This window comes from Paraburkholderia xenovorans (assembly GCF_046030735.1).
Classification (GTDB): Bacteria; Pseudomonadota; Gammaproteobacteria; order Burkholderiales; family Burkholderiaceae; genus Paraburkholderia; species Paraburkholderia xenovorans_A.
In genome coordinates, this window is sequence record NZ_JAQQBV010000030.1 from 83,041 (window position 1) to 91,268 (window position 8,228).

Genomic DNA, 8,228 nt, shown 5'->3' on the forward strand with positions numbered 1-8,228 from the left:
GGCCGTTGCGGCTTGCCGTGTTCGTTCGCCGTCTCCAGTTGGGGTAATTGTGAAGCGTCCCGGTCCACCCGCATCGTCTGCGATGCGCCAGCAAATCCGTCCGTATGTTCGTCCCGCGCGGCTGCGCCGCGCTGCATTTGCGCTCGCCGTCGCCGGCCTCGTTACGCTGGCCGCCTGCTCGAAGCAGGAAGCGGCCGCGCCCACGCCGCGTCCCGTGGTCGCCGTCGCCGTGCATGCGGACGGCAGCGCGATGCCGGCAGCGTCGCTGCCCGGTGAAGTGCAGGCGCGTTATTCCACGCCGCTGTCGTTTCGGGTCGGCGGCAAGATCGTCGAACGGCGGGTTCGGCTCGGCGATACGGTGAAGAACGGCCAGATCGTCGCCCGCCTCGACCCGGCAGACGCGCAGAAAAACGCGGCCGGCAATGCGGCGCAGCTTGCCTCCGCGCAGCACAACCTGGTCTATGCGAAGCAGCAGCTCGATCGCGATCAGGCGCAAGCAAAAGAGAATCTGATCGCGCCCGCGCAGCTCGAACAGACCACCAATGCGTATGCGTCCGCGCTAGCGCAGCGCGATCAGGCCGCGCAGCAGGCGGCGTTGTCGAAAGATCAGTTGCAGTACACCACGCTCGTCGCCGATCACGCCGGTGTGATTACGGCCGAGCAGGCGGATACCGGCCAGAACGTGTCGGCCGGCCAGGCCGTCTATAACCTCGCGTGGAGCGGCGATATCGACGTGGTGTGCGACGTGCCGGAAAGCGCGCTGGCAGCGCTCGCGGTCGGACAAACCGCGAACATCACACTCGCCGCGCTGCCCGGTCGCAGCTTCAATGCGCGGGTGCGCGAACTGTCGCCCGCGGCCGACCCGCAAAGCCGCACCTATCGCGCCAAACTCACGCTCGACAACCCCGGCCCCGACGTGCGCCTCGGCATGACCGCCGACGTCGCGCTCGCGCCGGCGCCGTCGGCGAATCAGCACGCCAGCGCGTTCGTCGTGCCCGCCACCGCGCTGTTCCACGACGGCGCGCAGCCGGCCGTATGGATCGTGCGAGCCGGCGACGACGCACTGGAGCTGCGCCGCGTGAACGTCACGCGTTACAACGAGCGCACGATCGTGATCGGCCAGGGTTTGAAGGAAGGCGAACGCGTCGTGCTGCAAGGCGTGCATACGGTCACCGCCGGCGAGAAAGTCCGCGTGGTCCCGCCGCTGCATCCCGAGGACTTCGCTTCATGAGCACCACGCATGAAGAGGGACGCTTCAACCTGTCCGCATGGGCGCTGCGCCATCAGGCGCTGGTGGTCTTCCTGATCGCGCTCGCCACCGCTTTCGGCATCCTCGCGTACACGCGCCTCGCGCAATCGGAAGACCCGCCGTTCACGTTCCGCGTGATGGTGATCCGCACTTTCTGGCCCGGCGCGACCGCGCGCCAGGTGCAGGAACAGGTGACCGACCGCATCGGCCGGAAACTGCAGGAAACGCCCGCGATCGATTTCGTGCGCAGTTACTCGCGCCCCGGCGAATCGCTGATGTTCTTCTCGATGAAAGACTCGGCGCCCGTCAAGAGCGTGCCGGAAACCTGGTACCAGGTGCGCAAGAAAGTCGGCGACATTGCCGCGACCTTGCCGCAAGGCATCCAGGGCCCGTTCTTCAACGACGAATTCGGCGACGTCTACACCAACATCTACACGCTCGAAGGCGATGGCTTTTCCGCCGCGCAGTTGCACGACTACGCGGACCAGTTGCGCACCGTGCTGTTGCGCGTGCCGGGCGTCGGCAAGGTGGACTATTTCGGCGATCCGGATCAGCACATCTACATCGAGATCGCCAATACGCAACTGACGCGGCTCGGCATCTCGCCGCAGCAACTCGGCCAGGCGATCAATTCGCAGAACAGCGTGTCGCAGGCAGGCACGCTGACCACCACCGACGACCGCGTGTTCGTGCGCCCCACCGGCCAGTTCAAGGACGTCGCCGCGCTCGCCGACACGCTGATCCGCATCAACAACCGCTCGTTCCGTCTCGGCGACATCGCCACGATCAAACGCGGCTACGACGATCCGGTCGCGACGCAAATGCGCTCGCGCGGTAAGGCCGTGCTCGGCATCGGGATCACGATGCAACCCGGCGGCGACGTGATCCGTCTGGGCCGCGCGCTCGATCAGGAAACGCTGCGCTTGCGCGCGGCGCTGCCGGCCGGCTTGCAACTGGTCGAAGTGTCGAGCATGCCGCACGCGGTCGCCGGTTCCGTCGACGACTTCCTCGAAGCCGTGGCGGAAGCGATTGCGATCGTGCTGGTGGTGAGCCTGATTTCGCTCGGCGTGCGCACCGGCATGGTGGTCGTGATCTCGATCCCGGTGGTGCTCGCGGTCACGGCGCTATGCATGTATCTGTTCGATATCGGGCTGCACAAGGTGTCGCTCGGCACGCTGGTGCTGGCGCTCGGACTGCTCGTCGACGATGCGATCATCGCGGTCGAAATGATGTCGGTGAAGCTCGAGCAAGGCTGGAATCGCACGCGCGCGGCCGCGTATGCGTACACCAGTACCGCGTTTCCGATGCTGACCGGCACGCTCGTTACCGTGTCCGGCTTTTTGCCGATCGCGCTCGCCAAGTCGAGCACCGGCGAATACACGCGCTCGATCTTCGAAGTGTCGGCGATCGCGCTGATCGCATCGTGGCTCGCGGCCGTCGTGCTGATTCCGCTGCTCGGCTATCACATGTTGCCCGAGCGCAAACGGCAGCAGCACGAAGCGGACGATCACGAGCACGACATCTACGACACACGCTTTTACACGCGCCTGCGCGGCTGGATCGGCTGGTGCATCGAGCGGCGTTTTATCGTGCTGATCGTCACCGTCGTGCTGTTCGTGATCGCGATGGCCGGCTTCACGCTGGTGCCGCAGCAGTTCTTCCCGAGCTCGGACCGTCCGGAATTGCTGGTGGACGTGCGGCTGCCCGAAGGCGCGTCGTTCGAAGCGACGTTGAGGCAGGCGCAGCGGCTCGAAAAAGTGCTCGAAGGCCGGCCGGAAATCGATCATACGGTGGACTTCGTCGGCACCGGCGCACCGCGTTTCTATCTGCCGCTCGACCAGCAATTGCCGCAGCCGAATTTCGCGCAGTTCGTGATCACCGCGAAATCGGTCAAGGACCGCGAGAAGCTCGCGCAATGGCTCGAACCGGAGTTGCGCAACAACTTCACGGCGATCCGTACGCGTTTGTCGCGTCTCGAGAATGGGCCGCCGGTCGGTTATCCGGTGCAGTTCCGCGTGAGCGGCGACGACATCGCCACCGTGCGCTCGATCTCCGAACGCGTCGCCGCAACGATGCGCGCCGACCGCCGCACCAGCAACGTCCAGTTCGACTGGGACGAACCGGCCGAGCGCTCGGTGCGCTTCGAGGTCGATCAGAAGAAGGCGCGCGAACTCGGCGTCACATCGGAAGACGTGTCGAGCTTCCTCGCGATGACGCTGTCCGGTTACACGGTCACGCAGTACCGCGAGCGCGACAAGCTGATCAGCGTCGACCTGCGCGCGCCGAAGAGCGAACGCGTCGATCCGGCGAAGCTCGTCACATTGGCCATGCCGACGCCCAACGGTCCCGTGCCGCTCGGCACGCTCGGCCATCTGCGCAACGACCTCGAATACGGGGTGATCTGGGAACGCGACCGGCAACCGACGATCACCGTGCAGTCCGACGTCGCGCCCGGCGCACAAGGGATCGACGTCACGCATGCGGTGGACAAAGCGCTCACGCAGATTCGCGCGACGCTGCCGGTCGGCTACCGGATCGAGATCGGCGGCGCGGTCGAGGAAAGCGGCAAGGGTCAGACGTCGATTAACGCGCAGATGCCGATCATGATCATCGCCGTGCTGACGCTGCTGATGATCCAGTTGCAGAGTTTCGCGCGCGTGCTGATGGTGGTGCTGACCGCGCCGCTCGGGCTGATCGGCGTCGTGCTGACGCTGCTGCTGTTCGGCCAGCCGTTCGGCTTCGTCGCGATGCTCGGCGTGATCGCGATGTTCGGCATCATCATGCGCAACTCGGTGATTCTGGTCGACCAGATCGAGCAGGACATCGCGTCGGGACATCAGCGCTTCGACGCGATCGTCGGCGCGACCGTGCGACGTTTCCGGCCGATCACGCTGACCGCGGCCGCTGCTGTGCTCGCGCTGATTCCGCTGCTGCGCTCGAACTTCTTCGGCCCGATGGCGACCGCGTTGATGGGCGGCATCACGAGCGCGACCATCCTCACGTTGTTCTATCTGCCCGCGCTGTATGCCGCGTGGTTCCGCGTGCGAGGCGACGAGCGCGAGCCGCCCGCGCCGGCGTTATCCGGCCCCACGCATTCGGGGAATTGACATCATGGCTACTTCCGCATTTCCTCGCCATCTGCGGCGCGCGTTGCTCGGTGGCGCCGCGCTGAGCGTTGCCGCGTGTTCGTTCGGCCCCAACGGCGAGCCGCCCGCGATGCCGCAGCCGGCCCATTACGGCGCCACGCCGCAGCCTGCGCAGACCGTGCCCGCGCAAGGCGTCACGCAGCAGTTCGTGGTGGGCGCGAAGCCGGTGCCCGAGTGGTGGAAGCTGTACCGCTCGGACGCGCTGAATGCGCTCGTCGACGAAGGCTTGCGCAATAGTCCGACGCTCGCCGCCACCGACAAAAGCCTCGCCGCCGCGCGCGAGCAATTGCGCGCGCAGATCGGCAGTTCGCTGCTGCCGACCGTCGACCTCGGCGGCCAGGCGACCCGCAATCGCGCGCTGGCGATTCCCGAGATCGGTCCGAATACGTTTCTGTACAACATCTTCGTCGGCCAGTTGCAGGCGCACTATACGTTCGACCTGTTCGGCGCCGCGCGTCTCGCCGATGCCGCCCTCGCCGCGCGTGTGAATGTGCAGGCCTATCAGTTCGACGCCGCGCGTCGCGCGCTGGCGGCCAACATCGTCTCGGCGGCGATCACGAGCGCGGCGTTGCGCGCGCAGATCGACACGACGGAGCGACTGGTGACGATCGCGAACGATCAGTCGCGCGACACGCAACGGCGTTATGCGTTGGGCGCGGTATCGCACGCCGATCAGTTGAGCGCGCAACAGAGCGCCGCGAGTTTGTCGGCGAGCTTGCCGGGGTTGAAGCAGCAATGGTCGACGACGCGCCATGCGTTGGCGGTGCTGCTCGGCCGCACGCCTGACGCCGCGCCGGACGACCTCGAGCTTGCGACGCTGCATGTGCCGGAACAGGTGCCGGTAGTGGTGCCGTCTGAACTGCTGCGCACGCGGCCCGACATCCAGGCAGCGGATGCCGCGTTGAAGGCCGCGGCAGCCGATGTCGGGGTGGCGACTGCGCAGATGTTTCCGAGTCTTTCGCTGAGCGCTTCGATGGGACAAGGCGGCTTTAGCTGGCCGGTGGCGCTTTCCGGCGCGGGGGCGATCTGGAGTATTGGGGCATCGCTGTCGCAGCCGCTGTTTCATGGTGGCGCGTTGCTCGCGCAGCGACGCGCGGCGGTGGATACGTATGACGCTACCGTGTCGCAATACAAGCAGACGGTGCTGGCCGCGTTCCAGAATGTTGCCGACACGCTGGCCGCGCTCGAACACGACAGTGAGGCGCTCGATGCCGCGAATGTCGCTGCGCGCTCGGCGCAGGGCATCTTCGATGAAACGTCTGGAAGATATCGGTTGGGTGCGTTGCCGATTGCCTCGACACGTTCGAGCGAACAGCAGTTTCGGAATGCGCAGCTGGATGAGATCCGTTATACGAGTGCGCGGTTGACGGATACTGCGGCGTTGTTTCAGGCGATGGGGAATCCGCCGGTGGAAGCGCAGCAAGCGCGCCTTTAATCGTCAAGCAACTCTGACAGTGAACGCCCCCATACGCCTAGCGATAGCACCTCCGTTCCAGTAAGTACCCGGCTCCACATTGCGAGGTCGTTAAATGCCATCGTGCCGTACCCGCTATTGCGGCGTGAATAGTAATTGCCTAAAGCATCCTCATTAAGCGCGATGGTCGCGTGATTACCCGTTAATTGAGTCATGTCCATACCGCGCAGATCCAACGTCACCGCTTGACCAGAACCTGAGGGTTCCACCACGTAAGCCGTAGCAGTCGAAGCCGCTGTGTCTACGGTCATCGCGACGTAGACCCAGGCGTCGTGCTTGAATCGAATAAACTTGTCAACGCGCTTTTTCCCATCACCCACATTAAACTTCAGCCAGCCACTTTCCTGCTGATCGATCACGAAGCCGGGGTTCTCCCCGGCGCTCCAATCTTTATTGCCCAGCACAGGCGCATGGTTCTGCACGCCGTCGGACTTGAACCAGAAGCCGATTGAAAATTGCGGGTGACTACTGACGTCATCTGCCAGCTTCATACCATTCGGCGCGCCCGCCAACCAATTCTGCGACGACACCTGCATCGCCTCGCCGCCGAAATAGTCGGCGATGAATGCAGCGTGGGTAGTCGATGCGCTGTCGAATGGATGCAGCGAGACATTCGGCGCGACTACATCGGCGGACCCCTTTTCGAACGGGAAGAAGTGAATGAGCCCACCGGTAATCCCCGACATGGCTAACGCATTGAGTTCCCGCTGGGTTAGCGCGTGGCTCCACATTGCGAGATCGTCGAAAGTCATCGAACCGAACGTGTGACCGTAGCGCGAATAATAGTTGCCGAGCACGTCTTCATTCAAGGCGATGGTGGAGTAAGTGCCGGAAATTCCAGTCAGGTCCATGCCGCCCAGATTTAACGTCGCCGTCTGCGCGCCGTGAATTGGATCGCCGACATAAGCCGTCGCGCTCAACGCTGTGGTATCGACAGCCATTGCTACGTAAACCCAGGCGTTGCGGGTGAATTTAAGAAACGCATCGGCACGCTTGCTGCCATCCGCAACATTGAACTTCAACAAGCCATCCTTCTGCTGATCGATCATGAAACCCGGATTCAAGGCGCCTCCCCAGTCCTTGTTGCCTAGCACGGGCGCATGGTGCTGCACGCCATCAGACTTGAACCAGAAGCCGATTGAAAACTGCGGACGACTGCTGACGTCGTCGCTCAGTCTCATCCCATTCAAGCCGTCCCCGGCTCTGTTCAGCGACGACACCTGCAAGGCCATGCCACCGAAATTGTCGCCGATGAATGTCCCAGTGGTGGTCGACGTGCTGTCGAACGGCCGCAGCGACACATTCGGGGCGACGACATCGCCAACGCCGTTTTCGAACGAAAATAAATGAATCAGCCCTGCCGCGCGGGCAAGATCAAGCACCGCCCGCTTCTCACCGACTTCCTCCGGTGTGGTAGCCAGAAGCGTTCGTAACAATGCACGTGTCGCCTGCTCGTCGTCGGCGGCGAGGGACGCGTTCTGAGGCTGCATGACAGGTGATTCCACCCCGGTCGGAGGTACGCCATGCTCCGGAGAAGGATGAACTTTACTTTGGTTTTTTCATTCTCCAGATATCCAGTATGCAGCCCCGTCGAGACGAATTTCCAGTAAGCACCACCTATGAACATGTAGGCATTGCCATTCTTCGACTCATAAATACCTTTGGCGACCGCCCGCATCGGATCATTTTGCGGCGGTGTAAAAGCCTCAGTCACCGGCCAGTTGCTCCGGATCCACGAACTCAGTTCGTTGGTTACGGGCGCCGCGATCGTCGGTTGGTTATCAGCGCCCACTGATCTACGACTTCGAGCTGAACGGTCCGTGGCATCCTCCTGCTCGAACTGATATAAAACCAGATCGATCAAGTCCGAAGGCATGGCATCCTCGCTCGGGATCACTGACTGTCCCATCGCCAGAAAATCATCATCCTCCTCTGTCAGCGTAACGATGAAATCGTCGATCATTTCATTCAGTTTCACGCTGGATGGCCACACCTCGCCAATAGCCTCGGTTGACGCGACAAACGACTGAGTCACGTCAGTTGTCATGGTCGATTCTGCTTGCGAAACGTGTCGGTCTGCGTCGGTAGGCCACAGCGCCATCACCCACAGATACAGGCGATATAGGACGGCCCCCATTAAACCCAATGCCGCAAACACGAGCGGGGCAATGACGAACGGCTTCCTCCAGAGCCCCGGGCGCATGCCGCCTACGGTCGCTACCACCGCCGCATTCTCATCGATCAGTAATGCCGCGCTCTCCACGGTATGCGCGACAGCGTCCCCGCCGGCCGAACTGAACACGCCATTGCCGACGACGATTGCGGCAGTGCCCGTGGCCACCGCCATTGGGACTGACAT

The 8,228-nt window shown here is 63.3% G+C and carries 5 protein-coding genes; 3 read left to right on the forward strand and 2 right to left on the reverse strand.

Going from position 1 to position 8,228, the window contains the following annotated elements; all coding sequences use genetic code 11:
* Positions 1-82 precede the first annotated feature (82 nt).
* From PQQ51_RS25785 to PQQ51_RS25795, 3 genes are read left to right on the forward strand one after another with little or no spacing between them, the layout of a single operon-like run.
* On the forward strand, positions 83-1,231 hold the full coding sequence (locus PQQ51_RS25785) for an efflux RND transporter periplasmic adaptor subunit (protein ID WP_408499730.1): 1,149 nt from the start codon (positions 83-85) through the stop codon (positions 1,229-1,231).
* Positions 1,228-4,356 carry an efflux RND transporter permease subunit gene (locus PQQ51_RS25790; protein ID WP_408499732.1) on the forward strand — a complete coding sequence of 1,043 codons (3,129 nt, stop codon included), beginning with the start codon at positions 1,228-1,230 and terminating at the stop codon, positions 4,354-4,356. The genes PQQ51_RS25785 and PQQ51_RS25790 overlap by 4 nt, the downstream gene beginning before the upstream one ends.
* A 4-nt stretch (positions 4,357-4,360) precedes the next feature.
* A complete protein-coding gene (locus PQQ51_RS25795; protein ID WP_408499734.1) occupies positions 4,361-5,830 on the forward strand; it encodes an efflux transporter outer membrane subunit in 1,470 nt (489 codons plus the stop codon).
* Here the strand turns inward: PQQ51_RS25795 and PQQ51_RS25800 are convergent.
* Together PQQ51_RS25800 and PQQ51_RS25805 are read right to left on the reverse strand one after the other, a co-directional pair.
* On the reverse strand, positions 5,827-7,101 hold the full coding sequence (locus PQQ51_RS25800; protein WP_408499745.1) for a LamG-like jellyroll fold domain-containing protein: 1,275 nt from the start codon (positions 7,099-7,101) through the stop codon (positions 5,827-5,829). The two genes, PQQ51_RS25795 and PQQ51_RS25800, sit on opposite strands and share 4 nt — an antisense overlap.
* Before the next feature lie 119 nt (positions 7,102-7,220).
* A partial coding sequence (locus PQQ51_RS25805) for a hypothetical protein (protein WP_408499736.1) occupies positions 7,221-8,228 on the reverse strand: 1,008 nt, incomplete at its 5' end.